Below are 26,287 nucleotides of genomic sequence, written 5' to 3' on the forward strand. Positions count from 1 at the left end.
CTTCGGAGGCGTGGCAGGCTCAGCAGATGCAGCAGCCTCTTGGGCAGGCGGCGCGATGCCGGGGGCATCTTCGGGCGTGACCGGAGCTTCAGAGGAAGCCTCCACTACCGGCTCCGAGGGCGCGGCTTCGTCCTGCGGCTCCATGCCGGGCGCGTCTTCGACGGTGACGGCTTCCGCGGCCGCCTCGGTGGCTGCCTCGTCCGGCAGGCCGGCAACGGCCTCGGCCGCAGCTTCGGTTGACGTCTCGCTCGACGCCTCCGCGCTGCCTTCGGCCGGCGGCGTCTCTGCCGCGACGGTCTCGGTCACGACCTGCTCAGCCATGACAGGCTTCGGCGGCAGCGGCGGACGCTTCTCCATGCGATAGCCGAGCGCGCGCAGGACGGAGGCGAAGTCTTCGCCGGCCGAACCCGTGAGCGAGGTCATCGCCTGCGTCACCACGAAGCTGCGGCCGTCGAACGCGCCGGCAGGCTTTTCGCCGGGCGAGTTGTCGCGCCAGGCCAGCGCCGGGCGGATCAGATCGGCCAGGCGCTCCAGAATGTCGACGCGCACGGCGCGCTCGCCGGCCTGCTTGTAGCCGAGCACGCGATAGGCATCGCGCGGCAGGGCCTTGTCGACCGGGAACGAGGTGCGGCCCGACGATGCCAGATGCTGCGCGCCCGAGAGCGAGGACAGATCGACATTGTCCTGCTTCAGCGCCCAGAGCAGTGCGGCGAGCGCACGCGCGGCGGGCTTCAAGAGGCCGGGGAAATAGATGTGATAGGCGCCGAAGCGGACGCCGTATTTGCGCAGCACCGCGCGCGAGGGCTGGTCGAGATCCTTCAGCTCGTTGGCGATCTTCGGGCGCTCGAGCACGCCGAGCGCCTCGACCAGCTGATAGGCGATGCCGCGGGCGATGCCGGTGACATCCTCGGCCTTCGACAGCTCGAACATCGGCCCGAGCAGCTTCTCGATATGCGTCTTGAGCCAGAGCTCGAGCCGCGCCTGCACTTTGTCACGCGGGGCGCCGGTCAGCCGCTCGTCGGAGATGATGCGGATGCGCGGATGCAGCGCCTCCTCCGCGGCAGACAGCCGCGCCACGGCATCGCCGGTCCAGCGGATGATGCCTTCCGAGGTCAGCACGAACTGCTCGTCCGGCGCATTGCCGAGCTTCTCGGCCCGCGCGTTGATCTCGCCGGCGAGCACCGCTTGCGCTGCAGCCTGCAAGGCTTTCGCATCGGAGCCGGCCTCCGCCGTGTCCGGTGCAAAGGTGAAGCCGTCGAGGCGGCCGATGACATGGCCTTCGACGATGACTTCGCCGGTCTTGCCGATTTCAGTATTCAAGCTCGTGTTCTCCCGCAGGCGGCGCATCAATACACTGGTCCGGCGATCAACGAAACGCTCAGTCAAGCGTTCATGGAGCGCATCCGATAATTTATTTTCGACCTCCCGCGCGATCCCCTGCCAGCGTTCGGGGCCTTTCAGCCAGTCCGGGCGGTTGGCGACGAAGGTCCACGTGCGGATCTGCGCGATCCGGGCCGACAGCGTGTCGATGTCGCCGTCGATGCGGTCGGCCTGGGTGATCTGGGCCTCGAACCAGGAATCGGGGATGCATCCCTTCCGCATCAGGAAGCCGTAGAGCGTCGTGACCAGCTCGGCATGGGCGGCCGGCGACAGCTTCCGGTAATCGGGGACCTGGCAGGCCTCCCACAGCCGCTCCACCGCCTCTTTGCCATGCGCGATATCGCGCACCTCGCCGTCGCGGGCGGCGTGGTCGAGCACGCGCATGTCCTCGGCGATGGGCGCGCGCGTCAGCGCCTCGTGGCCGGGAGCGAGGTTCAGCGAGACCTGGAGCGCGCCGAGCGAGGCGAAATCCAGCTTCGAGTTGCGCCATTGCAAAACCTTCACGGGATCGAAGGTGTGGTTCTGCAGCGCGTTGACGAGCTCGGGCTCGAACGGCGCGCAGCGGCCGGTGGTGCCGAAGGTGCCGTTGCGGGTGGCGCGGCCGGCGCGGCCGGCGATCTGCGCGAATTCGGACGGGGTGAGACGGCGGAACTGATAGCCGTCGAACTTGCGGTCGGAGGCGAAGGCGACGTGATCGACGTCGAGATTGAGGCCCATGCCGACGGCGTCGGTGGCGACGAGATAATCGACGTCGCCATTCTGGAACATCGCGACCTGCGCATTGCGTGTGCGAGGGCTGAGCGAGCCCAGCACCACGGCGGCGCCGCCATGCTGGCGGCGGATCAGCTCGGCGATGGCGTAGACTTCATCGGCGGAGAACGCGACGATGGCGGTGCGGCGCGGCTGGCGCGTGATCTTGCGATCGCCGGCGAATTCCAGCTGCGACAGGCGCGGCCGCGTGATCATGGACACGCCCGGCAACAGCCGCTCGATGATCGGGCGCATGGTGGCGGCCCCGAGCAGCAGCGTCTCGTCGCGGCCGCGGCGATTGAGGATGCGGTCGGTGAAGACGTGACCACGTTCGAGATCGCTGGCGATCTGGACCTCATCGACGGCGAGGAAGGAGACGTCGAGGTCCCTAGGCATCGCCTCGACGGTCGAGACCCAATAGCGTGGATTCTTCGGCTTGATCTTCTCCTCGCCGGTGACGAGCGCGACGCTCTCCGCGCCCGCGCGATCGGCGATCTTGTTGTAGACCTCGCGCGCGAGCAGGCGCAGCGGCAGGCCGATCATGCCGGAGGGATGCGCGAGCATCCGCTCGATGGCGAGATGGGTCTTGCCGGTGTTGGTCGGCCCGAGCACCGCAGTGACGCCGGCGCCAGGCACTCGATCGTGAAGGGCGCGCTCGGAAGCGAAGGGGGAGGGAGAGAAAGCCATGTCTGGGGGATTAGGTAGTGGCGATTTGGGCGAATGTCAGTGCTGTTTTGGGGCGATGGGGTGCACGGCGCCGCCCATGCGCACCGCTGTCATCGCCCGGCTCGACCGGGCGATCCAGTATTCCAGAGACGGCAGTGATTGAGCCGAGAAGCCGCGGCGTACTGGATGCCCCGGTCAAGCCGGGGCATGACGGCGGAGAGGGTGGCACCCCTCCCCAAACCTCGCGCAACTGTCTCACTTTGCGACGCTTTTCCCGTTCGGCTTAAGCTTCGGAACGACTCCGGAACGAATCGCGGCCGAATCGCTGACTCCCCTCGGAGTCCCGTTCCGTTCACGCAACATGTCGCGGGACTCGTCTTGGTTGCGCACTAGATGGAGGTTTGGGCTGCCGTACAAGCGGCTCGATCCGTTAAAGCTGGGGACGGCGCGGAGTCGAATCAGAATCGGGGAGGAGTCAAATGGATTCCTGGCCGGCCGCTTGCTCAGCCGTCATGCCCGGGCTTGTCCCGGGCATCCACGTTCTTGGTGCCGCACGAAGACCGTGGATGGCCGGGACAAGCCCGGCCATGACGGAAAGCCGACAACACGTGCGAAAACAACCCCATGCACAGTAGGGAACCCATTGATTTTGCTTGATGTCTTTTACCCGCACCGAGGGACCCTCCGGGGAGGGTAAATCACTGCGTCTTGGCGACGCGCGGGGGCTGGGGGGAGGTGACGAAGCTGGTCGCTTCCAGCATGGCCGGGCCGAGCGGGGTCGGCACTTTCAGCCAGAACGGGACCAGGATGCGCGTGCCGGCGATCGGCGCGAACGCGATCTCCATGTTGCGCTGGGCGGCGAGGTATTTGATCACGGGGCGATCGGGGATGTAGCCCGCGACCGGCACGAAATAGATCGAACACACCACGACCGGGCCCTTATAGCCCTTCTCCGCCTTCACGCTCTCCATGCGCTTGAAATCGAGCTTGAGCTCGTAGCGCATGCGGCCGTCGAACACGGGCGCGGAGTTGTGGCAGGCGTCGGGCGTAACGGGGTCGCCGGTGCCGGGCACGCGCAGCAGCGAGGCCGTCATGGGGTCCCAGACGCCGCGGCGATGCGCATCGGTGACAACGATGCGATCGGGATCGACCGGCGGCTCGGGCAGGATCGAGAACTCCTTCACATTGCCCTTGTCGAGCGTGATGCGGATCTCTTCGGTCTTTTTCTGCGTGGTGGTGGAGGCCTGGTAGCCGGTCGCAACCAGCGCGCCGTTGACGACGCGCCCCTGGCTCGCGCCGGTGCCGGACCCGCCCGTGAACGATTTCAGCAGCCCCGACGTGCCGCCGGAGGCCGCGGCCGCGAACACATCGTCCTGGATGTCGATATTCCAGGCGCCCTTGCCGACGGGAATGCCGGCGAGCGAGGCCTCATATTGCGCCTCGAGCTTGCCCTGCGCCGCTGCCGGCGCCGCGCCCCACGCCAAGGCCAGCCCAAACAGGGCGGCGAAGGCCAGCTGGCCGGCCGAGCGCCGGGGCGAGGAAGGGAAAAGAATGGGCACAAAACTTTCCAATCGGGGCGCCAATGGCAGTTACTTAAGCCGAATCCAGCGGCTGGCAATGCGTCCGGGCGCGCGGCCTACGGAACTCCACCGGATTCTTCCGGTGCGATTACGCCCTTTATGTGATGGTAAGACGTTCCGATCATTGCCGTTTTGGTGATCGGCGGCGGGTCAGGGGCGCTTGTGTCCCTCCTCGATCTCCACTGTCATGCCCCGCGAAGGCGGGGCATCCAGTACGTCGCGGCCGCTCTGGTCAATCACAACCGTCTCGGCGTACTGGATCGTCCGCCTGCGCGGGCGATGACACCTGCTTTGGAGCACGAAACTCGCCCCAAATCCTTGACTACCCGCCCCTTCCCCCCTATACGTCCGCCCGCTCCCTGCAAGGACAGAGAATTTGCCCCCGTGGCGCCCCGAATGGCGGCCGCAACTCGTTGGGGGTTCAGGATAAGGATTTTGCCATGTCTCGCCGCTGCGAACTGACGGCCAAGGGCCCCCTCGTCGGCCACAAGGTCAGCCACTCCAACATCAAGACCAAGCGCCGCTTCCTGCCGAACCTCGTCAACGTGACGTTCCAGTCGGAAGCCCTGGAGCGCAACGTGCGCCTGCGCGTCTCCACCAACGCGGTGAAAAGCGTTGACCACAATGGCGGCCTGGACGCCTACCTGCTCAAGGCCAACGCCGACGCCCTCTCCCCGCGCGCCCTCGAGCTGAAGCGCGCCATCCAGAAGAAGGTCGGCCCGACCACCGCGCCGGAAAAGAAGGCGAGCTGAGATTTAAAGAATTGGGCGGGGGCTAAGTTGCGTCGCGTGGCGTAGGCTTAGCCAGTAGAGTTTGAGTAGCGGCCGGATCGGGAGATCCGGCCGTTTTTGTTTTTGGGGAAGACCGAAGATGTGAAGCGCGACCCAAATCTGCCTATTTAGAATTTCGCGAGTTGCTCCAAGGCCTGTGCCTCCTTGGAAGTCAGGCGAACAAGAACTTGCGGTGGGTGGAAGCCCGCGCGAGCTTTTCTCAATTCCCCGAGAGTTATAGGCTGCACCCGTTTTACAGCCGCCAGCAGAATTGCAACGGCTTCCGTTGCTCCGGCGAAGTACTCCGTGAAAGAGGCATAATCTACGCCGGTCCCGCTTCGATGCTTTTGCCAAATCGTCCGCGGATGAGCGCGGCTAACACCTGCGATGGTTGCAACGCCAATAACCGCAGCCGTCGGACGTGTCGCGTAAATCCATAAACGAGTGCCTTGGCATAGCGACGGTATGCGGCGCCTTAGTTCGATAGTTTTCGTCCCGTCAAGGATCGCAGTCGCATATTCGGGATGGATCGAAATGATTGCGTCACTTGCATCAGTCACTTGACCATCCAAGATCCAAAATCTTCCCTAGCAGGATGCTCGGCAAGGCCGTCGTAGTTTGCAAATTGGACGCGCCCTCAGCACCGACGGCCCGAAGAGCTTCGAGTGTTACAAGATTCGGGAATCTTATCAAATTGTCGAAGGAGGTCGCCAAAACCTCGGACGAGGCAGTTAGAGCACCCAAATCTTCTACGACTGCTCGTCGAGAGAGTTCGCCTGAAACTTGCTCTTTAGGTAAGATCGTCGCGTCTACTATGCGAGCGGCCGCTACGATTGCGGCACGCCCGCCGGTTCGCTTGGACTCATAGAACAGAATTGGCGATCCTGGGCGCATGAGGTGCGACGTTCTCGGGCTATTGAAATACATACGAAGCCCGAGGAATGCTGCCGCTGGCCTGCCGAATAAAGCAAGCTGATCGGCCGTACCCAATAAATCGTCGGCAAACGATTTTGCGATTGGCACAATCACCGCATCTCGACCCGGCCACGCGATTATCGTAGGGCTTAGGGCCGCTTCGAGCGCAGGCATCTTCACCGACAAGAAGGCGCCATCTGGGGCTTGGATCTTTACAGCTGTTGTCTCGTGCGGGAGATTGTCTGGAAGTGATAGCCCCGTCCTACGCCTCATCTGACGCGCAAGCGCCGACCATGTGTTAGCCGTGAGCGGACGACCTAGCGCCACCTTGATTACAGCATCAGGATCGGAGGCCGGCAGAAATCCCCTCAGTTTTGCAGCCTGATTTACTACCGTTTGTCCGGCAATCCTTCGGAGCTCTATCGTTACTGGCCCGGCGTGGCTCGCTTCTCGTATCGCCTCATCCAGCAAGTGTTCGGCAAATGTCTCGGACGAAATATGATCCGTCCGGACATGCACCAGCATCTTGGCGGCGGCGTCGATAGTAGTAGGAGCCAAATAGAGGCTCACTCCTACGATCTCGTCACCTTCAAGTACCGCACGAACTCTAACTTTCCGAGCAGTCGACTTCGTTGGCAGAAATTTCTCGACAAGGCTCGTGTCTAACGATTGAGAGATTAGATATGCTCGAGCGTCAGAAGCTGTTGCCGACTTTGTCTCGCATTGCGTTCCCCGAAAAACTCCTTCCTCAAGCTTGATATCCTCTACCGGCATCAACTCGACGAGTTCGTCTAAGCTAGCAACGTCGAGACCGGTAAGCTCAAGCAGCGTCTCTCGTGCGTTGAGAAGATAGGTATCGCTGGTAATGTAACCCGACGCTCGTGCCAACGCGGCCTCTGCCAAATGACGAGCATCACTTAGCGCCTGCTTAGAATTCGCTTGCGCGAGGCCTGCTTCTTCGAAAACCGCCTTGTGAATGATCGCAGCAAGTCGATCTACTTCGGGCTTTGGCGCGGATGGGATTCGAGGTAGTTGCCGGGCAAGCTGGAGGGTACTGTCTACGGACTCTCCATGAGAGGTCCGCTCTAATTCCACAATAAACTCGGGAGCCACAGCAAGCCGTACGCGATGCGCCAACGCAGCACCAAACAGGCGGTTGGCGACAGCAGAACGAGTGCGTTGTCTTATAAGATCGAATAGAACATTGAGGTCAATCGCATACAACGGGGCTTCAAAAGCGCCGGGCGACCGAAGCTTCAGATACGCGGCTAGTTCGTCACCGGCAGTTGGCGGAGCCATCAACGAAAACAAGCTCGCTGTATCCAACTCTTTCGACCGCAGCACTATAGTACGCTGCCGTGCGGCACCTCCATCCCGAACTCGTCTAGCGACAAATCCCTTCATCTCGTAAAACGCTTGTGCTTCGTCCAAGTCAGAAGCAACTGCAGCGGTAACGTTCAAATACCCGCGGCTCTCAAGATGAGAGACGAGCGCGTTAACAAGCGCCGATGCAATCCCATTGCGCCTATGAGACGGCGCAACTGCAACCTGCTGCACCCGCGCATTAGGAAACACGCCGCTGAATAAGATGAAACCCGCAATCTCGACTGAATCCGCCCGCCTAGCGAACATTGCGAACAGCCGCCGCTGCGCAATCGCATCTCGGTAGGCGGCCTCCGGCAAGAAACCTAGCGCCTCCTTCTCCCGATCAGCCAGAGAACGGATGCTAGACACATGCTCCAACAAGAGCGAAGGATTAGTTTCTATTCGAAGTGAGGTGCCACGCATCAAGAATCGCGCTTAATTATATGAGGTCTTGAACAGCAAATGGTTTGGCTAGATTTCCTAACTTACTTAACAGGATCAGCGACCAACATTCCACGTTCGTCTAATGCGTGCTCTATATTACAATTGCAACTAGACTAGATCGGAAGCACCACCAGCATGCGGATCCCGTGGAGCACTCACCGAAACGGGAACGGAACATCTCCAACCTCCTGATCGCTGCCTCCGCTCGACCGACAAGCCACAGCAGCAAATAGTACCCTGCGATCCCCCGCGGCCACCAACGTGCCCCCACCCGTAAACACCCCCGTTCCCCGTTAACCGTCCATTAACCAACGCAGCCTAGCCTGCGGTAATCGTCCAGCCATCATTAGCTCGAAATGCCTTCCCGGTTCGCTCCAGGAGAAGCGCCGATGTGCGTTGAGTTGTTGACGTATGCCGATCTGGGTGCCCGCCTCAATGTCTCGCGCGAGGCCGCGCGGGCGCTGGCGCGGCGTCGGCGGTTGCCGCGCTCGCGGTCGGCTGGCGGCAAGGCCGTGGTGAGCGTCGATCTCACCACACTCCGCTACACGCCCCGCCCGCGACGCGCCCGGCGGACAGACCCGATCGATGCCTCCCTGGCACGGATCGAGGCGGTCAAGATCGAGGTCTTCAAGGCGGAGATCGCGCGGCTCGAGGAGGTCGCAACCGCCTATAGAGTGGTGTTCGAGCGCGAGCGGGAGCGCGCCGATCGTCTCGCCATCGAGCTGACGCAGGCGGCCGCCGAGACGACGGCCGCCAATGCCTGGGCGACACGACTGGAAGACGAAGTGGCGGTTCTGCGCAGCGGTCGCCGCCCCGGCGGCGGGATCGCGGGACAGGCGGCGCTTCGCTTGGGACATCTGGCCGCTGCGATCGTTCGATCAGACCGCGCGGCCCGCAGGTAGCACGCGAGACTTTCTCCATCCCCGGCTTGCCGGAGCAATCACGAGGGAATCATGGCTGGCAATATCGACATCCACGAAATGAAGGCCCGCATCGTCGTGTTCGGCGTCGGCGGCGCCGGCGGCAACGCGGTCAACAACATGATCACGGCCGGGCTGCAAGGCGTCGAGTTCGTCGTCGCCAATACCGACGCGCAGGCGCTGGCGATGTCGAGGGCAACGCGCCTGATCCAGCTCGGCACGAAAGTGACCGCGGGCCTCGGCGCCGGCTCGCAGCCCGAACTCGGACGCGCCGCGGCCGAAGAGGCGATCGATACGATCCGCGAACAATTGACCGGTGCGCACATGGTGTTCGTAACGGCAGGCATGGGCGGCGGCACCGGCACCGGGGCGGCCCCCGTCGTCGCGAGGTGCGCGCGCGAGCTCGGCATCCTCACCATCGGCGTGGTCACCAAGCCGTTCTATTTCGAGGGCCAGCGCCGGATGCGCTTTGCCGAAGCCGGCATCGAGGAATTGCTGAAGACCGTCGACACTCTCCTGATCATCCCGAACCAGAATTTGTTCCGGGTGGCCAGCGCGAAGACCACGTTCGCCGATGCCTTTGCCCTCGCCGACCAGGTGCTGTATTCGGGCGTCGCCTGCATCAGCGACCTCATCGTCAAGGAAGGCCTGATCAACCTCGATTTTGCCGACGTCCTCTCCGTCATGAAGGAGAAGGGCAAGGCCATGATGGGACGGGGCGAGGCGTCCGGCGAGAAGCGCGTGCTCGCGGCCGCGGTCGCCGCCATCTCCAATCCGCTGATCGAGAACCCCTCGATCAAGCGCGCCAGCGGCCTCATCATCTCCATCACCGGCGGCAGGGATCTCATGCTGTACGAGGTCGACGAAGCCGCGACCCGGATTCGCGACGAGGCCGACCCGGACGCCAACATCATCGTCGGCGCGTCCTTCGACGAAAGCCTCGAAGGCATCGTGCGCGTCTCCGTGGTGGCGACCGGCATCGACAATGTCGACCCGGCGCTCCAGGCGCAGCCGGTGGAAACCGCGCTCACGCAGCTCGCCGGCCGCTTACGCAACGACGGCCGCCGCATCGCCGATCGCATCGAGCGCAGTGCACCCCTTGCGCAAGCGGAAAGCCCGCCGCTCCGCGCCGAGGCCGGTCAGCCCGCGGGGGAGCCGGCAAGGCCGATCTATGCGCGGCCCGTGGCCGATCGGCCGCTCGATGCCTACGGCCGAGCCATTCCGCGCAACATGGCCGACGAAGACCTGCTCGATATCCCCGCCTTCCTGCGCCGCGCGGCAAGCTGAGCGGGCGCGAGCCGTCTGACTCGAGATGTCGCCGGCAAAAGCCGGCGTGCCTGGTCGAAGTCGTGATGCCCGGCCTTGTGCCGGGCATCAACGTCTTCGCTATGGCAACAGGAAAGACGTGGATGGCCGGGTCAAGCCCGGCCATGACGAAAAATCTCCAGGCTAAGCAGCGCTGCTTACGCCGCCGTGCTGTGCGGCTTGTCCGCAGCTTCCTTCTTGTCCGTCTCCTTGTCGCGAGACAGCCATGCGGGGAAGCGGAGCATGCGATCGTTGGCCTCTTTCGGCGGCTCGATGGGCGGCTCAATGGCCTGGCTCGGAAGGTCCAGCATGGCGTGTCCGATCCGCACCGCATCGGCGCGCTGATCCAGTTCGCGCAACAGGGGCCCGAGCACGGTATCGATCTCGGTCGCCACCGACACCAGGAAGCTGTTGAGCTCGCGCGCCTCGGGCACGACGGCCGAGGCCTGCTCGACCGCCTTGGAGAGACCATCGACGACAGGTGCAAACGCGCCAGCGGCATGCTTGATTCGCGTCTTGATCGCTTCGATTTCGTTCAGGACGCGATCGCGCTCCCGCCTGCTCTTCTCCTCCGCAAGGCGGGCTTCGATTTCGGCGATCTGCGCCGCCAGCGTCGTGGCTTCGGACGCGAGTGCATCGCGTCTGAGCCGTGCGCGATCGAGATCGCGGCTGAGATTGTCCACTAAATCGTCCTTCCCGAACATTGCTTTGCTCCGTAGGACAGCCGTGACGCTGACAGCCACCCCGTTCAGCGAACGAAAGGCGGCCGGCCGAAGTTTCGGTCGCGTCACATGGGCCGACATGGTGACCCCCAGTCGCTCCCATTAGGCGACGGCATGGTTAACAGGTGGTTAATGTCAACAGGCGATACGCAAATGAGGCACCATGCCGCCAGGGCCGACTTCGTCTCCTCGCCGCCGTCAGGTTCCGCTATACTCGCCCGGGTAGCATCACCCGGAGGCGCATCCCATGGAGACCGCAGCCACCACCGACCGCAAGCCCGAGCCGAAACACCTCGTCGTCTGCTGTGACGGCACCGGCAACGAGATCTCGGAGAACATATCCAACGTCCTGAAGCTGTATCGCTGCCTGCGCAAGACGGACAGGACGCAGCCGCGGCAGATGGTGTTCTACGATCCCGGGGTCGGCACGGTGACGGAGCCGTCGACGTGGCACCGCTGGAAGGCGAACATCAACATGGTGCTGGGGCTCGCCACCGGCTATGGGCTCGATGACAACGTGCTGTCGGCCTATTGCTTCCTGGTTCAGCATTACGCGCGCGGCGACAAGATCTACCTGTTCGGCTTCTCGCGCGGGGCCTACACGGTGCGGGTGCTGGCGGGGCTGATCCACAAGATCGGGCTGATCTCGCCGGAGCAGGCCAACCTCGCCGGCTCGGGCCTGATCGCCTACAAGCAATATTCCGGCACCGGGCGCGGCAACGATGCCGAGGACCTGCAGAACGTCGCATTCGACGAGCAGGGGCCGCTGCCGAAGGACGAATACGACCTTGCCGCGCAGTTCGCGCGCATCACCTCGACGCGCTGGCCGACCATCCATTTCGTCGGCGTGTGGGACACGGTGGCGAGCGTGATCGTGCCGCGCGCCGACCGGGGCTTCCTGCCGAGCCTGGAGGAGCTCGCCTTCACGCTGCGCAACCCCAGCATCAAAATCTTCCGGCAGGCGATCGCGATCGACGAGCGGCGCTGCATGTTCCGCCTGAAGGCGTATGAAGAGCCGCAAGAGTTCTGGAGCAACCGCTATGTGCCCGATGAGAAGAAGGTGCCGCAGGACATCCAACAGGTGTGGTTCGCCGGCGTGCACAGCGACGTCGGCGGCGGCTATCCGGAGGCGGAGAGCGGGCAATCAAAATATCCGCTGCTGTGGATGATCGCGGAGGCGCAAGAGGCCGGGCTGAATTTCAACCCGGCGACGGTGAAGCAGCTGGCCTGGGGCATCCAGCGCAAGAACTCGCCGTTCCGCTATGTCGAGCCCGCCTATACCGGCAAGACGGGCACGCTGCACGATTCCATGACGGCGGCCTGGCGGCTCTTGGAGTTCTTGCCGAAGAAGGCCAAGTACCGGGAATGGCCGGCGCGGAAGGTTCATTTCGGCTTCTACATTCCCGATTCCGAGCCGCGCCTCATCCCCGACGGCGCGCATGTGCATGAGAGCGTGGTGAAGCGGATGGCGGTGGAGCCGGATTATCGGCCGGTGAACATGCCGAAGGAGTATGTGACCGTGCCGATGCCGGTGGGACCGGATACGGGCACCGGCAGCGAGGCGGAGCGGATGACGCTGGGTGAGGTTTGAGCGCACGCCTCGTCCTTCGAGACGCCCGCTTTGCGGGCTCCTCAGGATGAGGCTACTCGGCGCCAGCGCCTTAAACTGCGGCCGCGCATTCCGACCTCATCCTGAGGGCCCGCCGCAGGCGGGCGTCTCGAAGGATGTGCCGCGAAGACAGCAGCTTGCCCCGCGCAACACCGCGACAATCTGTCCCGCAGAATATCGACCCGCACGCCCGGAGATTGTGATCCGGATCATGCACATCCGCGCCGCTTCTTCCTATCGTCTGCCGCGAGCCCTTGGAGGGCGGCATCGATCAGGGAGATTTTTCCAATGACGAAGTCCTTTTTTCACGTTGCATCTTTTCCTTCGTTCCGTTCGACCATGATCCGCGCGAGCCTCGCGCTCGGCGTCGCGACCGCCGCGCTGTGGTCGGCGGCGGGCGAGGCGGCCAACAACAAGCATTACGGCGTGGTGTGCCTGCGCAACGACACCCGCGCCAACATCACCTATTCGCGCAAAGTCGGTGACGGCGGCTGGGAGACGCGCTTCCTCGCGCCGGGCAATCTGTGGAAGATCGCGCACCGCTACGACCACGCCAACGAGAACTCCTCGCCGAAGGTCCATGTGCGATATGACGCCGACGCCACCGGCCGGAAGTTCTCACAGACACGCGACCTGGAGCGCCGCGCCGCGGTCGGCGACACCTGCCAGGAAGCCAACGTCTACGCGTTCCAGTATGAAGCCAGCAACCGCAGCTTCATCTCGCTGGAGCGGGTGAGATAGGGCGCAGCGGCGCGGGGGGCGTGAGGCGGACTCCGCTCTCGCCGCCCGTCATTGCGAGCGAAGCGAAGCAATCCAGGCTGCCTCCGAGGAGGCACTCTGGATTGCGTCGCTGCGCTGCTCGCAATGACGGTAGGAGATAGATGCGCGCAAAAACAGCACCCCACTACCACCGCTTTCCGTATTCGCCGACACTTTTCATTAAAATTCACCGCCCCGCCTTAGCCGTATCGCATCATCTCCCGTTCCATCATCGCCTCCAAACTCGCGAAACGTTGGAGGAGACGTGCCGCACTATCCGCGCAGATTTGCCCGCGTGAAGCCCGCCGGGCTGGTGTCGCGCCAGGCCAAGATCATCACGGACCCGCGCGCGCCCGTCATCAACTGCACGCTGATCGACTATTCCCCCGGCGGCGCCTGCGTCGATCTCGGCGGCCAGGTGAACATCCCCGACCGGTTCGAGCTCTTGCACGTCAACACCAAGAAGCGCTGCCGCATCGCCTGGAAGCGCGGCACGCGCGTGGGCGTGGTGTTTTAGAGAGGAAACGGTCTTGCTAACTTTCCCTCTCCCCTTGTGGGAGAGGGTGGCTCGCCGCATAGCGGCGAGACGAGTGAGGGGTTTGTCTCCGCAGTCTCATCTTTCACAGCTGAATTCGCGGAAGCAAACCCCTCATCCGGCGCTTCGCGCCACCTTCTCCCACAAGGGGAGAAGGAAGAGACAGTCACTTCCGCATCCGCGCCTTGGCGCCGGCGACGATCTGCATGGCGACGCCGGCGATCCAGCCGAGCAGAGCGAGCCAGGTCCAGCCGATGTGCGGATCGAGGCGGAGCACGATGACGGCGACCGAGACGAGCGCGGTGAGCGTGGCGAACAGCGTGCCGGCCGAGCTCAGGAATTCCGCGGCGTCGATCTGGCTGTGCGCGTCGTCGAAGGGCAGCTGCGGCGTGTCGATGCCGAGATAGAAGCCGACCGCGCCAAGCACCATCATCGCCAGCAGGAAGCCTTGCGTGGTGAGCGGGGCGATCGCCGAGCCGACATAGGCGCCGACGAACAGCCCGCACGCCGCCCCCGCCATCGCAAGGCCGACACGCTCGAACACATGGGCAGTCTTGCGAACACCAAAACGCATGCCGGCCTCCGTGACGCCTCGAGGGAACGGAGGTTAGGCCAGTTTTGCGAAGGGCGGAAGGCGAGGAGTTTTACGGATACGTGAGCGCAGTGGGGGCGCAATGCGTGGCTCGCCACGAACACGGTGTCCCCGGCCTGGTGCGCAATTGCGCACGGGGGCCCGGGAAGAGACCGTTTATTTAGCGCAGACATCGCGCCGCAACCGCACACGTACCGCTACCGCGCCCCGAACGTGGTCTTGCCGAACAGCGCCTTTTGCGCCTGTGGCTGCGAGCGCCAATATTGCGGCGGCGCCTCGACCTCGCCGCCGAGCTCGGCGGCAGCGTGCCAGGCCCAGCGCGGGTCGTAGAGCATGCCGCGGGCGAGCGCGACCATGTCGGCCTTGCCAGATGCGACGATCTCCTCGGCGTGCTTGCCTTCGGTGATGAGGCCGACGGCGATGGTGGGCAGGCCGGTCTCGCGCTTGATGGCGTCTGCGAACTGCACCTGATAGCCGGGGCCGAGCGCGATCTTCTGCAACGGCGAGACGCCGCCGGAGGAGGCATCGATCCAGTCGACGCCGCGCGCCTTCAACGCGCGCGCGAATTCTATTGTTTGCGCCAGATCCCAGCCACCCTCGACCCAGTCGGTCGACGACACCCGCATGCCGACCGGCTTGTCGTCGGGGAAGGCGCTGCGCACCGCGTCGAACACTTCGAGCGGGAAGCGCATGCGGTTTTCGAGCGAGCCGCCATATTCGTCGGTGCGTCGGTTCGAGATCGGCGACAGGAATTGATGCAGGAGATAGCCGTGCGCGCCATGAACCTCGATGGCGTCGATGCCGAGCCGCGCGGCGCGCTTGGCGCTATCGACGAAGGCCTCGCGGATGCGCTTCAGGCCCGCGGCATCGAGCGCGAGCGGGGCGGCCTCGCCCTCCTTGTGCGGCACCGCCGACGGGCCGACCGTCTGCCAGCCGCCCTGCCCTTCCGGGATCAGCTGCCCGCCGTCCCAGGGCCGCGCGCTCGACGCTTTGCGGCCGGCATGGGCGAGCTGCATCGCGATCGCCGTGGAGGAATGCTTGCGCACCGAATGCAGGATCGGCTTCAGCGCGGCCTCGCAGGCATCGCTGTAGAGCCCGAGGCAGCCCGGCGTGATGCGGCCGATCGCCTCGACATGCGTCGCCTCGATGCAGAACATCGCCGCGCCCGACAGGCTGAGATTGTTGATGTGGCTGAAGTGCCAATCGGTGGCGACGCCGTCATCGGCCGAATATTGGCACATCGGCGACACCACGAGGCGGTTCTGTAGCGTCAGGCCGCGCAGCTTGATCGGGGAAAACAAGACGGACATGCGGGGAGTTCCGGAAGGTGGAAGGAATGGAAGCAGTTGCATGAAGTGTAGTCGCCGGGCAGCGGATTGCTAGCTGCGCGGCGGGAATGGGGGACCGCGGGGCCATGCATTGCCGCAGGCGTCTGGGGAGCGCCCCCCTACTCTACCAACGTGAATTGCAGCAGCAGCGTCCGCTGCAGCATCGAGAAATTGTCGTCGGAGATCAGCGTCAGCACGGTCTCGCCGTCGGCCGTGACGTGGGCGTCGATGCCTTCCATGTTGTCGATCTCGTGGCCGAGATCGGCGGCGAACAGCGTCAGGCCGTCGACGACGGCGCCTGGCCCGATCGACTTCAAGGGGATAGCGCGGATGCGGATGTTGACGCCGGTGAACCAGGAGAATTTGCGTTCGAGGATGAGGAGGTCGCCCGAGGGCAGCAGCACGGCGTCGCTGATGTCGAAATTCTCCGAGCGCCGCACGCTGAACTGGCCGGGCGTCGCGCCGCCGATCAGGAAGGCGAGCAGGTTGCCGTCGGCATCGAGACCGCGCTCGGAGAAGGCGATCAGCGTGCCCGCGAGCGGCTGGCTCTTTCCCGGTCCCTGCCCCTTGGGCACGATGACCATTGCCTCCAGCCCCTTGTTGTAGGGCAGCTTGCGCAAGGCCGGCGGGACGGCGATCAGTTCGCCGCGGGCGCCGGTCCCGCCCTTGGCGAAATCATAGCGCAGGATCTGGTTGACGCGTTCGAGCCCGACATAGACGAGGTTGCCGTCGCGCGCGAGCGACTCGGTGTCGTACCAGAGCCGCTTCTCCGTGATCGGCCGCCCGTCCGCGCCCAGCACCGGCGCGGCCTCGACGTCGGCGAGGCCGACCATCTCGCGGCCGGAATAGCGGATGGTGCCGGTGAACCAGCCGCCCTGGTCGGAGATGGCGAGGAAACGCTCGCCCTTGCCGTCGAGGAAGCGGAGGCCGGACAGGCCGCCGAAGCCGCGATAGGGCGAGGTCAGCACCAGGCCGCTGCGAAAATCCAGCGAGCCGAAACGCGTGCGCGAACGGTCACGCGGCTCGAAATTGGCAATGGTCCGCGCGTTGACCTCGACGCTGACGGGCGCGGTGACGGCGTGCTCGAGCTGGAGCGGGCGCGGCGGCGGCTCGGTCGCGGGCTGCAGTTGCGCCTGGGCTTGCGCCAGGCGCGCCAGCGCGAGAGTGGAGAATCCCGCCGCCGCGAGGCTGACGAAGCTGCGGCGGGATCGATGCGTGCTCACGAATGCAATTTGCGTCGCGGGCGACCGGGTGCTTGCGTGGGCGCCGTGTTGGTCTCGCTGAAGAGCTCAGCGAGCTTCTCGGTGATGGCGCCGCCGAGTTCTTCGGCGTCCACGATCGTCACCGCGCGGCGATAGTAGCGCGTCACGTCATGGCCGATGCCGATCGCGATCAGCTCGACCGGCGAGCGGGTCTCGATCTCCTCGATGATGTGGCGCAGATGCCGCTCGAGGTAATTGCCGGGGTTGACCGACAGCGTGGAATCGTCGACCGGCGCGCCGTCCGAGATCATCATCAGGATCTTGCGCTGCTCGGGCCGTCCGAGCAGGCGCTTGTGCGCCCAATCCAGCGCCTCGCCGTCGATGTTCTCCTTCAGCAGGCCCTCGCGCATCATCAGCCCGAGATTTTTTCGCGCACGGCGCCACGGAGCGTCCGCCGACTTGTAGATGATGTGGCGAAGATCGTTGAGGCGGCCGGGATTGGCCGGCTTGCCGGCGGCAAGCCACGCCTCGCGCGATTGCCCGCCCTTCCAGGCGCGCGTGGTGAAGCCGAGGATCTCGACCTTGACGCCGCAACGCTCCAGCGTGCGCGCCAGAATGTCGGCGCAGGTCGCCGCGACCGTGATCGGGCGGCCGCGCATCGAGCCGGAATTGTCGAGCAGCAGCGTCACCACGGTGTCGCGGAACGTCGCCTCCTTCTCGTGCATGAAGGACAGCGGATGATAGGGATCGGTGACGACGCGCGACAGGCGCGCGGGATCGAGGATGCCCTCTTCGAGATCGAACTCCCAGGCGCGGTTCTGCTGCGCCATCAGGCGGCGCTGCAGGCGGTTGGCGAGCCGGGCGACGATGCCCTGCAGATGCGCGAGCTGCTTGTCGAGATAGGCGCGCAGCCGCTCCAGCTCGTCATGGTCGCAGAGGTCTTCGGCGGCGATGATCTCGTCGAATTTCGGCGCGAAGGCGTGGTATTCCGGCCCGCGCGGCTCGTTCTTGCCGTGCGAATTCGGACGCGTCGCCTCGCCCGGCGTCTCGTCGTCGCCGAGCTCGCCGTCATCGAAGGTGTCGGAGGTCGATGCCTGCGCGCTTTCCATCGCGCTCTCGCTCATCTCCTCGCTGGTCGCCTGCGCCTGGTCGGCGCTCATCTCCTGCGCGGCATCGGAATCGGGCGAGCCCTCGGCACCGGACTGGTCGTTGTCGCCGTCCTGGTTCTCCTCGTTCTCGTCATTGTCCTCGGTGTCGGCGTTGCGCTCGTCGCCGAGCTCGAGCGCCGAGAGCAGATCATGCACGGCATCGCCGAACCGGGTCTGGTCCTCGAGCACGCCGTCGAGCCGGTCGAGCCGCCTGCCGATCTTGTCTTCGAGAATGGGACGCCAGAGATCGACCATCTTCTTGGCGGCCGCCGGCGGCGCCATGCCGGTCAGGCGCTCGCGCACCAGCATCGCCAGCGCATCGGCGAGCGGCGCATCGGCGCGGTCGGTGATCTCGTCGAACTTGCCGCGGTGGAAATGGTCGTCGAGCATCGCGGTGAGATTCTTGGCGACGCCGGCCATGCGGCGCGCGCCGATCGCCTCGACTCTCGCCTGCTCCACCGCCTCGAACACGCCGCGCGCCTGCGGATTGCCGGGCATCAGCTTGCGATGCACTTTCGGATCGTGACAGGCGAGCTTGAGCGCGATGGAATCGGCATGACCACGCACGATGGCGGCGTCACGCTTGGTCATCTTGCGTGCCGGCTCGGGCAGCCGCGCCTTGCCGGGCGCAAGCCCCGGGCGCTCGGCAGCAAAGGAGACGTCGAGCTCGGGCGCCTTGGCGATCGCCTTGAGACACGAGGCGACCGAGCGCTTGAACGGCTCGGTCGGCGCTTCCTTGCTGTTGCGGAATTTGGAGTTGGAGGTGGTCATATCACCTTGATCCGTCGTCCCGGCGAAAGCCGGACCCATAACCACCGGCCGTCGTTGGGTCAGAAAAACTATCGGCGTCGATTCGATCGAGACATCCCGCGATGGGTCCCGGCTCCCGTGCGCAATTGCGCACCAGGCCGGGACGACAACCGAGAGAGCCTCAGCTCAGTGCCACGTTCACCGCGGATTCCGGCAGCTCCGTGTTGAAGCAGCGCTGATAGAACTCGGCGACCAGCGGACGTTCGAGCTCGTCGCACTTGTTGAGGAAGGTGACGCGGAAGGCAAAGCCGATGTCGCCGAAGATGTCGGAGTTCTCCGCCCAGGTGATCACCGTGCGCGGGCTCATCACCGTCGACAGATCGCCATTGGCGAAAGCGTTGCGCGTGAGGTCGGCGAGGCGCACCATCTTGTTGACGATGTCGCGGCCCTCCTGGGTGCGATAATGCTTGGCCTTGGCCAGCACGATCTCCACCTCCTCGTCGTGGCTGAGATAGTTCAGCGTGGTGACGATCGACCAGCGGTCCATCTGGCCCTGGTTGATCTGCTGGGTGCCGTGATAGAGGCCCGAGGTGTCGCCGAGACCGACCGTGTTGGCCGTGGCGAACAGGCGGAAGGCGGGATGCGGCTTGATCACCTTGTTCTGGTCGAGCAGCGTCAGGCGGCCCGAGACCTCAAGCACGCGTTGGATCACGAACATCACGTCCGGGCGGCCGGCGTCGTATTCGTCGAACACCAGCGCGACATTGTTCTGCAGCGCCCAGGGCAGAATGCCATCGCGGAATTCGGTGACCTGCTTGCCGTCGCGGACCACGATGGAGTCCTTGCCGACGAGGTCGATACGGCTGATGTGGCTGTCGAGGTTGACGCGCACGCAGGGCCAGTTCAGCCGCGCCGCGACCTGCTCGATATGGGTGGATTTGCCGGTGCCGTGATAGCCGGTCACCATCACGCGGCGGTTGCGGGCAAAGCCGGCGAGAATGGCGAGCGTGGTGGCGCGGTCGAAGCGATAGTCGGAATCGACTTCGGGCACGTGAGGATCGACTTCGGAATAGGCGGGGACTTCGAGATCGCTGTCGATCCCGAACACCTGGCGCACCGACACCTTCATGTCGGGCTGACCGGAAACTTCCTCAACTTTGGACAGGGCGGCGGTCGTCATCAATCCTCCGAGGTCCCGGGCGGTCCCGAAACCGGTTATTCGCACGTTGGCTGCGGCTGGGTGCTGAAAATCAACCTATCAGAGACGCGTTGCCGGCAGAAGCCCGGCCACCAATCAAAGTTCCGTTGTGTTTTCATTTAGATAGGCAAGGAACGCAGTTTTTGGAGGGCTGCCTTGCGAATCACGCCCGAATTTCGGGCGGGGTAACCTCGCTGCCGGCCGAAATGGCACTGTTGCCGCATATGCTTGCCTATGTAGGGTCTGACTCTCGCTGCTCCAGCCCCACCATTGAGACGACGTGACAACCTTCCTCGATCCCCTCATCGCCTTCGTCTCGGCCCATGCGTGGCTGGCCTATCTGACCCTGTTCCTGGCGGCGCTGCTCGAAGCCGTTCCGGTGGTGGGCTCAGTGATCCCCGGCTCAACCATCATCCTGGCGCTGAGCGCGCTGGTCCCGGGCGGCGAATTGAAGCTGCCATGGGTGCTGCTGGCGGCCGCGCTCGGCGCGGTGCTCGGGGACGGGTCGGCCTATTGGATCGGGCACCGGCGGCAACGCGAGATCCTCACCGCTTGGCCGCTGACGAACTATCCGCGTGTGGTCGCGCAGAGCGAAAGCTTCTTCAACCGCTTCGGCACCTGGGCGGTGTTCTTCGCACGCTTCGTGCCGCCGATCCGCGCCTTCGTGCCGGTGACGGCGGGAGCGCTGGGGATGGCGCCGGCGAAGTTCTACGCGGTGAACATCCCGGCGATCCTGACCTGGGCGCCGGCCCATGTGCTGCCGGGCGTGCTGGCGGTGTCGGCCCTGCACGAATATGCCGGGCTGCATCATCACGCGCATATCGGCAAGCACATCTGGATCCTGACGGTGGTCGGCGCAGCGATCGTGCTGGGCCTGACCGTTTGGATCATCCGGCGCCGGAACGCGAGCGAAGCCAAGGCGTCGAAGCCGCAGAGCTAGTCCGGCGGCGCGACCTCCTTTCACTTCGGATTGAGCAACACCCACAGCCGCGAGATCCTGCCGCCTTCGACGAGAGCCACGTCGGCTCCCGTCACTGCGACGCGCCCAAGCTCGGGACCGCCGTGCCAAGCCAGCCGCCCCAAGCCATGATGCCCGACCGCGACGCCATCGGGCACGAACCTGAATGCCGGCCCGAACTGCTTGAGAAGCTCTCCGGCGACGCGCGATATCTCCGACTGTCCGCGAACGATGTTCGTCGACTCGTACATAATTGGGGCCTCAACAAACAGCTCCGCGACAGCGGCTCGCCGCTTGTCATCGTCCCGCTCGTTGAACACGCGCTCCAGGTTCGACCGAAGCAGATGGTCGAAATCGATATTGTCGGTTGTCATCTTGCAGCCTTTCGTCATCTCTCGTTGTCGGCGACCATCTACGATTCATCAGCCGATCTTGACCAGGTTCAGCGCCGGAAGCGGTCCGCCCGGAAACTGGGTCAACCTTGCTCCGATCGCGAGCGAGCCCAGGTCAATGCCAAAGAACCCGAGCCGATCGATCAGTGCGCCGACGGCTGCTTTCGCACCGGCGTCATCTCCCGAATAGAACAACACACGCTTGCCGCCGTCGCTCGCCGGGTCGCTTGCGAGGATTTGCGCCAGGAGATGATTGAAGGCCTTCACCACCCGCGCGCCGGGCACCAGATCGGCAAAGATCTCGGACGAGGCGCGGCCGCCGAGGTCAGCCGGCTTGAACAAGGGCGCCTCGATCGGATTGTTGGTGTCAACGACGATGCGGTCGCCGAACGGCGGCAGCCCGGCGAGCGCCTGAGGCAGCTTGGACCAGTTGACTGCGACGAACACGATGTCCCTGGCGGCCGCCTCTTCGCGGGTGCCAGCGGTCACGAGCGGACCGATCTCGGCCACGGTTGCGGCCAGGCTTTCAGGACCGCGACTGTTGGAGAGGGTCACGGGGATGCCGCTGCGCGACAGCGCTTGAGCGATGGCGCGGCCGATATTGCCGGCGCCGATGATGCCGATGGTGGACATGGAATAACTCCGAAGTGGTTGGGATCAGCCGTGCTGACCGATGGCGTAGAGATGACGCAAACATTCCCCTTTGATTAGGCGTGTATCGGTCGTAAGATTTTCAATGATCGCTTGTAAATGAGCTCATGGAAACGCTGGCGAATCTCGAATCCTTCATCCGCAGCGCTGAATGCGGCAGCTTTTCAGAAGCTGGCCGACGGCTCTCGCTGACGCCCGCGGCCGTCAGTCGCAACGTCGCCATGCTGGAGCGCAATCTCGGTGTCCGCCTGTTTCATCGCTCGACGCGGAAGCTGACGCTGACCGAGGCCGGAGAGACGTTTCGCGCGGCGATTGCCGGCAATCTTGAGGGGCTCCAGGCAGCCATCGCCGGAATATCGACTGGAAGTGAGGAGCCGGCGGGCCTTCTCAAGGTCAGCCTGCCACCGACATTCGGCACATCCCACATCCTACCGCTTCTTCCGGGCTTTCTGGCGCGCTATCCGCGCGTCCGCCCCGAGTGGCACTTCGAGAATCGTCAGGTGGATCTGGTCGGCGAAGGCTACGACGCAGCGATCGGAGGCGGATTCGAATTGTTACCGGGTCTCGTCAGCCGAACCCTTGCACCTGCCCACATCGTCGCCGTGGCGTCGCCGGCCTACATGGCCGGTCGTCTAGCACCGATCCGGCCGGACGAATTAGCCGCACTGGACGGCATCGTCATGCGCTCGCTGCAGACGGGACGCATCCGTCATTGGTCGATGCGCGATGTTTCGGGCCAGGAGGTTGAGGCGGTGCTGTCTCAATCCTTCGTGGTCAACGATCCCGCAGCAATGCGAGAGGCTGCATTGTTGGGCCTGGGAGTTGCCATGCTCGCCACCGCGGACATCCTTCCCGCGCTCGAAAATCGGTCGCTCGTCCGCCTGGTGCCGCGCTGGTATTGCGACGCCGGCGCGATCTCGATCTACCATGCATCGCGCAAGCTCGTGCCGGCAAAGACGAGAGCTTTCGTGGACTGGGTCGCGGACGCATTCAGGAAGAACAGGCTCGCCGAGCGGTTCGCCGGAAGCTTGGGCTGACACGCATGTGTGGGCCCTCCGCACATTAATCCTTAGCCACCCGCCTCCCCGGCGCCGGCCCCACATACCTCGCCCTTGGCCTGATCAACTTGCCGAACTGCAATTGCTCGCTGGCATGGGCGATCCAGCCGACGCTGCGGGCCATGGCGAACAGCGCGAGCTCGCTGCCGGCGGGCAGGCGCAGGGCGTGCACGAGCACGGCGAGGGCATAGTCGATGTTGACGAACTCGCCGGTGGCTTCCGCGATCCGCTCCGGCACTTCGCGGGTGAACTTTCGCGGCGCGCCGGCGCGCGACAAGGCGTTCAGTAGCGATTGGGCGCGGGGATCGCCGCGCTTGTAGACGCCGTGGCCGAAGCCGGCAAAACGCTCGCCGAGCGCGACGCGCTCGCGTACCATCGGCTCGACATCACGATCGATCAGCGTCTTCACGAGCTGCGAGGCCAGCACGCCGGCGCCGCCATGCTTGGGCCCCTTCAGCGCGGCGAGACCGGCGATCACGGAGTCATAGAGATTGAGGCCGGTCGAGGCCGCGCAGCGCGCGGTGAAGGTCGAGGCGTTCAGCTCATGGTCGGCGAGCAGCACCAGCGCGCGGCGAATCAGATCGGACGCATGCTTGTTGTCCGCCGCCCAGGCTTGTCCCACCTGCTGATGCAGCGGCTCGGCCGAGGCTTCCGCATTGAGCATGGTCCCGACCAGCAGGCGGACGATGCGCGCACCGACCAGCGCGCGGCCATCGGGCGCGCGGGTGAAAGCGCGGGGATCGGCGCTCGCGGCCAGCGCGAGCACGGCAATGGCGCGGTCGATCGGAGCGGCCCGGCGCGCGGCCTGACCGATCGTGCGCATCTCCTCGGACAGAAGGGGCAGATTGTCAGGCGCGAACGGATCGACGCCGGAGACGTCCCACAGCAGCGTGGCCGCGTGCTCCAGCGTGTCGTTCTCGGCGAGATCGAGGCAGTTGACGCCGCGATAGATCGCGCCCTCCTCGGTGATGGTCGAGATCTCCGTATCCATCACCGGCAGGTCGGCGTCGAAACTCCGCAGGCCCCGCGGCTCGGGCGAGGGCACCCGACGCTCCTTCAGCGCGCGGACGTCCTCGGCGCGGTAGCGGTTCTTCCGCGAGTCCGGCGTGGGTTCGGAGCGGATCAGACCGCGGCTGACATAGGCGTAGAGCGTGGCCGGCGAGATCGCGAGTTCGGCGGCGGCCTCCCGAGCGGAGAGGTAAAGCTCGTTGGAATTTTTCATATTGATTTATGTAATCAAGATTGATCAATCTGTCGAGAGGCCCGACCCTGCCGCTGGGTGCAGCGCAAAGGAGATTGGGCCATGAACATCCACCTCACCAAAAGCCAGATCGGATTGGACGGCGTCCCCGCAGCCGAGACCGTGCTGAGCCATGTCGACGGCGAGCGCGGCGAGCTGATCATCGCCGGCGAGCATGTCGGCAGCCTCGCCGCCAAATCGAGCTTCGAGGGCGTCACCGCCCGGCTCTGGAACGGCGCCAGCAAGACGGCCTTGAGCGAAGCTCAGGTGCGGGCGAGCCTGGGCGCTGCGCGGGAGCGCGCCTTCGCGCGCTTGCCGGAGCTGCTGCCGGCAACACAGGGCATGAGCATCGTCGACGGGTTTCGCGCGGCCGTCGCGGGGCTTCGCGCCGACCACGGCCTCGAGCACGAGGCCACCATCGTCGGCGCGTTCCCGGTGATTGCGGGCGCGCTAGCCCGCCGCGCCAAGGGACTCGAGCCGGTCGTGCCCGATCGCAGCGCGAGCCATGCCGCCGATACGCTCCGCATGCTGCATGGGCGCGCGCCTGCAACACGCGAAGTCACCGCGCTCGATGCCTACCTCGTCACCGCCAGCGACCACGGCATGAATGCATCGACCTTCACCGCGCGCGTGGTGGCCTCGACGCAAGCTGACTTGTTTGCCGCCGTCACCGCAGGCTATTGCGCGCTCACCGGCCCCTTGCATGGCGGGGCGCCGGAGCCGGTGCTGGAAATGCTGAATGCGATCGGCTCGCGCGAGCGCATCCAGCCATGGGTCGATGCGGCACTGGCGCGCGGCGAGCGGATGATGGGTTTTGGCCACCGCATCTATCGGGTGCGCGATCCGCGCGCGGACGTGCTGAAGTCCGCGGTCGAGGCACTGGCGTCGAACGGCACCGATTTGCCGTTTGCCGGCGAGGTCGAGGCCTATATCCGCTCGGCGCTGCGCAAGAAGAATCCGGAGCGGCCGCTGGAGACCAATGTCGAGTTCTTCACCGCGATCCTTCTCGACGCACTCACGATCCCGAGGCAGGCCTTCACGCCGATCTTCGCGGTGGCGCGCGTCGCGGGATGGACCGCGCATGCGCGCGAGCAGCAGCGGACCGGGCGGCTGATCCGGCCGAGTTCGTCGTATGTGGGGGCGATGCCAGAGGCGTGAGGCGCGATAGCACGGCGCAACACCATGTCGTCCCGGCGAAAGCCGGGACCCATACCGCGTGATCTATCGATGAACTTAAGTGAGAGTACCGCGGGAAGACGGCTTCACTGCAAGTCTTCGCCAAACCTCTCCCTGGGGTTATGGGTCCCGGATCTGCGCTTCGCTTGTCCGGGACGACACCGAGGGTGTGGCGCCGAGGTTCCTCGCCCCTATGCAGCGAGCGCGAGGCCCTACGCCTCCCGCACCACCGTCTTCAGATAATTATACGCCTTGATGATCTCGATCAGGCGATCCTCGGTGGAGCGGTCGCCGCCATTGGCGTCGGGGTGGTGCTGCTTCACGAGCGCCTTGTACTTGGTCTTGACGTCGGCGAGCGTGGCGCTGGGGCCGAGGCCCATGACCTGAAGCGCCTTGCGCTCGGCGTTCATCACCTTGCGCGTCTCGGCCTTGGGCTCGGCCTCCGGCCCCTTCCGCCAGCTAGCGCGGCCGTTGATCTCGCTGAACATGCTGAACGGATCGGAGGCCATGTCGATCTCGGCTTCCGCACCCTTCTTGCCGCCATTGGCGCCCATCTTCCAGGTCGGGCGATGGCCGGTCAGCGCATCCTTCTGGTAGCGCGCCACCGCATCGGCATTCATGCCGGAGAAGAAATTGTAGTTCTGGTTGTACTCGCGCACATGGTCGAGGCAGAAGTGCCAGTACTCGCGCTGGTTCTCGCGACCCTTCGGCGCGCGATGCGCGCCCTTGTTCTGACAGCCGGCCCACTCGCAAGCGGCCACGGTGTCACGCGGCTTCACTTCCGGCTGCTTGCCCCGCGGCTTCACGCGGATGGAGTCGAAGAATTTTGATGAATCGATCGGCATGGCTGACTTTGACTACGCAATGCAAAAAC

23 protein-coding genes are annotated in these 26,287 nt (G+C 64.8%); 9 read left to right on the top strand and 14 right to left on the bottom strand.

Annotated features, from left to right (window positions below; translation table 11 throughout):
* Together SE91_RS29715 and SE91_RS29720 are read right to left on the bottom strand one after the other, a co-directional pair.
* Positions 1 to 2,817: helicase-related protein (locus tag SE91_RS29715; protein ID WP_063921328.1), on the bottom strand; the 2,817-nt coding region annotated here is incomplete at its 3' end.
* 677 nt (positions 2,818 to 3,494) lie between these two features.
* Positions 3,495 to 4,349, bottom strand: a complete 855-nt coding sequence (locus SE91_RS29720) for a DUF3108 domain-containing protein (RefSeq protein WP_502687182.1) — start codon at positions 4,347 to 4,349, stop codon at positions 3,495 to 3,497.
* Positions 4,350 to 4,816: 467 nt separating this feature from the next.
* Here SE91_RS29720 and rpmB point away from each other — a divergent pair, with 467 nt between their 5' ends.
* Complete coding sequence (gene rpmB, locus SE91_RS29725) at positions 4,817 to 5,128, top strand: 50S ribosomal protein L28 (RefSeq protein WP_060734595.1); 312 nt, start codon at positions 4,817 to 4,819, stop codon at positions 5,126 to 5,128.
* Positions 5,129 to 5,274: 146 nt separating this feature from the next.
* On the opposite strand, the gene SE91_RS35775 is transcribed toward rpmB, so the two are convergent.
* Together SE91_RS35775 and SE91_RS29730 are read right to left on the bottom strand one after the other, a co-directional pair.
* Complete coding sequence (locus SE91_RS35775; RefSeq protein ID WP_197489536.1) at positions 5,275 to 5,706, bottom strand: ASCH domain-containing protein; 432 nt, start codon at positions 5,704 to 5,706, stop codon at positions 5,275 to 5,277.
* Positions 5,699 to 7,849, bottom strand: a complete 2,151-nt coding sequence (locus SE91_RS29730) for a GNAT family N-acetyltransferase (protein ID WP_061850181.1) — start codon at positions 7,847 to 7,849, stop codon at positions 5,699 to 5,701. The genes SE91_RS35775 and SE91_RS29730 overlap by 8 nt, the downstream gene beginning before the upstream one ends.
* Before the next feature lie 425 nt (positions 7,850 to 8,274).
* On the opposite strand from SE91_RS29730, the gene SE91_RS29735 reads away from it, so the two are divergent.
* A complete protein-coding gene (locus SE91_RS29735) occupies positions 8,275 to 8,772 on the top strand; it encodes a hypothetical protein (protein WP_245318565.1) in 498 nt (165 codons plus the stop codon).
* 51 nt (positions 8,773 to 8,823) lie between these two features.
* Positions 8,824 to 10,077, top strand: coding sequence for a cell division protein FtsZ (gene ftsZ / locus SE91_RS29740; protein WP_061850183.1), 1,254 nt, complete (start codon positions 8,824 to 8,826; stop codon positions 10,075 to 10,077).
* Positions 10,078 to 10,253: 176 nt separating this feature from the next.
* Here ftsZ and SE91_RS29745 read toward each other — a convergent pair whose 3' ends face one another.
* Positions 10,254 to 10,799: a hypothetical protein gene (locus tag SE91_RS29745; protein ID WP_008542184.1), complete on the bottom strand. Its 546-nt coding sequence runs from the start codon at positions 10,797 to 10,799 to the stop codon at positions 10,254 to 10,256.
* A 265-nt stretch (positions 10,800 to 11,064) separates the two neighbouring features.
* Between SE91_RS29745 and SE91_RS29750 the strand changes: the two genes are divergently transcribed.
* The 3 genes from SE91_RS29750 to SE91_RS29760 all read left to right on the top strand — a co-directional run bounded on the left by SE91_RS29750 (position 11,065) and on the right by SE91_RS29760 (position 13,702).
* Entirely contained in the window at positions 11,065 to 12,408 is a 1,344-nt protein-coding gene (locus SE91_RS29750) for a T6SS phospholipase effector Tle1-like catalytic domain-containing protein (protein WP_061850185.1), read from the top strand.
* Between the two features lie 306 nt (positions 12,409 to 12,714).
* The gene (locus tag SE91_RS29755; RefSeq protein WP_061850186.1) at positions 12,715 to 13,167 is read left to right on the top strand and encodes a hypothetical protein; all 453 of its coding nucleotides are present in this window, start codon (positions 12,715 to 12,717) and stop codon (positions 13,165 to 13,167) included.
* Positions 13,168 to 13,450: 283 nt separating this feature from the next.
* Complete coding sequence (locus tag SE91_RS29760; protein ID WP_061850187.1) at positions 13,451 to 13,702, top strand: PilZ domain-containing protein; 252 nt, start codon at positions 13,451 to 13,453, stop codon at positions 13,700 to 13,702.
* 184 nt (positions 13,703 to 13,886) lie between these two features.
* On the opposite strand, the gene SE91_RS29765 is transcribed toward SE91_RS29760, so the two are convergent.
* The 5 genes from SE91_RS29765 to cobS all read right to left on the bottom strand — a co-directional run bounded on the left by SE91_RS29765 (position 13,887) and on the right by cobS (position 19,920).
* Entirely contained in the window at positions 13,887 to 14,294 is a 408-nt protein-coding gene (locus tag SE91_RS29765; RefSeq protein WP_061850188.1) for a hypothetical protein, read from the bottom strand.
* 215 nt (positions 14,295 to 14,509) lie between these two features.
* Positions 14,510 to 15,622, bottom strand: coding sequence for an NADH:flavin oxidoreductase/NADH oxidase (locus SE91_RS29770; protein ID WP_061850189.1), 1,113 nt, complete (start codon positions 15,620 to 15,622; stop codon positions 14,510 to 14,512).
* 137 nt (positions 15,623 to 15,759) lie between these two features.
* A complete protein-coding gene (locus SE91_RS29775; protein WP_061850190.1) occupies positions 15,760 to 16,863 on the bottom strand; it encodes an esterase-like activity of phytase family protein in 1,104 nt (367 codons plus the stop codon).
* Complete coding sequence (gene cobT, locus SE91_RS29780; RefSeq protein ID WP_061850191.1) at positions 16,860 to 18,761, bottom strand: cobaltochelatase subunit CobT; 1,902 nt, start codon at positions 18,759 to 18,761, stop codon at positions 16,860 to 16,862. The genes SE91_RS29775 and cobT overlap by 4 nt, the downstream gene beginning before the upstream one ends.
* Positions 18,762 to 18,921: 160 nt before the next feature.
* Positions 18,922 to 19,920, bottom strand: a complete 999-nt coding sequence (gene cobS / locus SE91_RS29785) for a cobaltochelatase subunit CobS (RefSeq protein ID WP_060734587.1) — start codon at positions 19,918 to 19,920, stop codon at positions 18,922 to 18,924.
* A 298-nt stretch (positions 19,921 to 20,218) separates the two neighbouring features.
* Here cobS and SE91_RS29790 point away from each other — a divergent pair, with 298 nt between their 5' ends.
* Positions 20,219 to 20,878, top strand: coding sequence for a DedA family protein (locus SE91_RS29790; protein ID WP_061850192.1), 660 nt, complete (start codon positions 20,219 to 20,221; stop codon positions 20,876 to 20,878).
* A gap of 20 nt (positions 20,879 to 20,898) precedes the next feature.
* Here SE91_RS29790 and SE91_RS29795 read toward each other — a convergent pair whose 3' ends face one another.
* Positions 20,899 to 21,216, bottom strand: coding sequence for a nuclear transport factor 2 family protein (locus tag SE91_RS29795; RefSeq protein WP_349541054.1), 318 nt, complete (start codon positions 21,214 to 21,216; stop codon positions 20,899 to 20,901).
* Between the two features lie 102 nt (positions 21,217 to 21,318).
* The gene (locus SE91_RS29800) at positions 21,319 to 21,921 is read right to left on the bottom strand and encodes an NADPH-dependent F420 reductase (RefSeq protein ID WP_061850193.1); all 603 of its coding nucleotides are present in this window, start codon (positions 21,919 to 21,921) and stop codon (positions 21,319 to 21,321) included.
* Positions 21,922 to 22,046: 125 nt separating this feature from the next.
* Here SE91_RS29800 and SE91_RS29805 point away from each other — a divergent pair, with 125 nt between their 5' ends.
* On the top strand, positions 22,047 to 22,976 hold the full coding sequence (locus tag SE91_RS29805) for a LysR family transcriptional regulator (protein ID WP_061850194.1): 930 nt from the start codon (positions 22,047 to 22,049) through the stop codon (positions 22,974 to 22,976).
* A gap of 25 nt (positions 22,977 to 23,001) precedes the next feature.
* Here SE91_RS29805 and SE91_RS29810 read toward each other — a convergent pair whose 3' ends face one another.
* Positions 23,002 to 24,219, bottom strand: a complete 1,218-nt coding sequence (locus SE91_RS29810; RefSeq protein WP_061850195.1) for a citrate synthase family protein — start codon at positions 24,217 to 24,219, stop codon at positions 23,002 to 23,004.
* Positions 24,220 to 24,300: 81 nt separating this feature from the next.
* Here SE91_RS29810 and SE91_RS29815 point away from each other — a divergent pair, with 81 nt between their 5' ends.
* The gene (locus SE91_RS29815) at positions 24,301 to 25,395 is read left to right on the top strand and encodes a citrate synthase/methylcitrate synthase (protein ID WP_061850196.1); all 1,095 of its coding nucleotides are present in this window, start codon (positions 24,301 to 24,303) and stop codon (positions 25,393 to 25,395) included.
* Between the two features lie 230 nt (positions 25,396 to 25,625).
* Here SE91_RS29815 and SE91_RS29820 read toward each other — a convergent pair whose 3' ends face one another.
* Positions 25,626 to 26,258: a J domain-containing protein gene (locus SE91_RS29820; RefSeq protein ID WP_061850197.1), complete on the bottom strand. Its 633-nt coding sequence runs from the start codon at positions 26,256 to 26,258 to the stop codon at positions 25,626 to 25,628.
* Positions 26,259 to 26,287: the final 29 nt, after the last annotated feature.

Origin of the sequence: Bradyrhizobium sp. DOA1 (genome assembly GCF_001593325.1) — a bacterium.
In the GTDB taxonomy this organism is placed as follows: Bacteria; Pseudomonadota; Alphaproteobacteria; order Rhizobiales; family Xanthobacteraceae; genus Bradyrhizobium.

Coding starts and splice junctions, on each gene's coding strand:
- rpmB (WP_060734595.1), top strand. CDS start 4,817: ATGTCTCGCCGCTGCGAACTGACGGCCAAGGGCCCCCTCGTCGGCCAC.
- SE91_RS29730 (WP_061850181.1), bottom strand. CDS start 7,849: ATGCGTGGCACCTCACTTCGAATAGAAACTAATCCTTCGCTCTTGTTG.
- ftsZ (WP_061850183.1), top strand. CDS start 8,824: ATGGCTGGCAATATCGACATCCACGAAATGAAGGCCCGCATCGTCGTG.
- SE91_RS29745 (WP_008542184.1), bottom strand. CDS start 10,799: ATGTTCGGGAAGGACGATTTAGTGGACAATCTCAGCCGCGATCTCGAT.
- SE91_RS29750 (WP_061850185.1), top strand. CDS start 11,065: ATGGAGACCGCAGCCACCACCGACCGCAAGCCCGAGCCGAAACACCTC.
- SE91_RS29755 (WP_061850186.1), top strand. CDS start 12,715: ATGACGAAGTCCTTTTTTCACGTTGCATCTTTTCCTTCGTTCCGTTCG.
- SE91_RS29765 (WP_061850188.1), bottom strand. CDS start 14,294: ATGCGTTTTGGTGTTCGCAAGACTGCCCATGTGTTCGAGCGTGTCGGC.
- SE91_RS29770 (WP_061850189.1), bottom strand. CDS start 15,622: ATGTCCGTCTTGTTTTCCCCGATCAAGCTGCGCGGCCTGACGCTACAG.
- cobT (WP_061850191.1), bottom strand. CDS start 18,761: ATGACCACCTCCAACTCCAAATTCCGCAACAGCAAGGAAGCGCCGACC.
- cobS (WP_060734587.1), bottom strand. CDS start 19,920: ATGACGACCGCCGCCCTGTCCAAAGTTGAGGAAGTTTCCGGTCAGCCC.
- SE91_RS29800 (WP_061850193.1), bottom strand. CDS start 21,921: ATGTCCACCATCGGCATCATCGGCGCCGGCAATATCGGCCGCGCCATC.
- SE91_RS29805 (WP_061850194.1), top strand. CDS start 22,047: ATGGAAACGCTGGCGAATCTCGAATCCTTCATCCGCAGCGCTGAATGC.
- SE91_RS29810 (WP_061850195.1), bottom strand. CDS start 24,219: ATGAAAAATTCCAACGAGCTTTACCTCTCCGCTCGGGAGGCCGCCGCC.
- SE91_RS29815 (WP_061850196.1), top strand. CDS start 24,301: ATGAACATCCACCTCACCAAAAGCCAGATCGGATTGGACGGCGTCCCC.
- SE91_RS29820 (WP_061850197.1), bottom strand. CDS start 26,258: ATGCCGATCGATTCATCAAAATTCTTCGACTCCATCCGCGTGAAGCCG.